This is a genomic window from Stenotrophomonas sp. GW821-FHT09E08, assembly GCF_059416125.1.
The window spans coordinates 1-866 of record NZ_JBWKOO010000037.1 but is presented as its reverse complement, the minus strand read 5'-3'; the positions used below and the strand labels follow the sequence as shown (position 1 = coordinate 866).

The window sequence follows — 866 nt, the reverse complement described above, 5'->3', positions numbered from 1 at the left end:
CTGAAGTTGTTGTCGATGCCGGTCGAACCGGTAATGCCGACACGGCTGTTGTCGTAGCCACCGCGCTCGCGCACGCCGACATCGGCGCTGAACGACACCGGGTGGCTGCCACGGCCCAGCGGCACGCTCATCGACAGCAGGTACTGGGTATCGGAACGGCCGAGCACGCCTTCTTCGGTGCGCAGTGCCGAGAAGCCGTAGTTCACCGAGCGCCAGGCGTTGTTGTAGCCCACCTGGTACTGCTTGGAAGTGCCCGGACGATCGTAGAAGTCACGCACCGAACCGGTCACGTACAGCGCACCGCCGCGACGGCCCAGCGGCTGGTTCAGCGTCACCTGGAACTGGCTGCGCTGACGGCCGCGGGTGGTCGGGTCGATGCCGCGCTTGTCCGAATCACGGCCATACAGCGCGTCCTGCAGGCTGTAGAAGCCTTCAGTCGAATACCGGTAGGCGGCCAGGGTCAGGTTGGTCCCGGTCTCGCCGATCATGTTGCTGTAGCTCAAGCGCACGCTGGCACCGGTGTGGTTGCCGTAGTGGTCGAACGTCGTACGTGCATGGGTGACGTCGGCGGCGAACGCGCCGACCGGCGTGGACAGGCCGACGCCGTACAGCAGCGACAGGTAACCATCGCTCAGCGCCGTGCCGCCGTACAGGGTCAGCTGGTTGCCGATACCGCGCTGATAGGTGCCCTGCACAAGCCACGGCTCATCGGCCAGCAGCTTGTTGCGCACCTGGCCGGCGGTCAGCGCGTAACGCGACACGCCTTCGCGCAGCATCTGCGGCACCGAACCGAACGGCACCTTGAATTCGCGGCGGCGGCCATCGGCCTCGATCACGCTCACGTCCAGGTCGCCGCCATAGCCGGT

Annotated in this window: 1 protein-coding gene; it reads right to left on the bottom strand. The window is 66.3% G+C overall.

What is annotated here, in order from left to right:
• Positions 1–866, bottom strand: an 866-nt coding sequence (locus AC07M7_RS21105) for a fimbria/pilus outer membrane usher protein (protein WP_495208223.1), incomplete at both ends; no start/stop codon positions are given.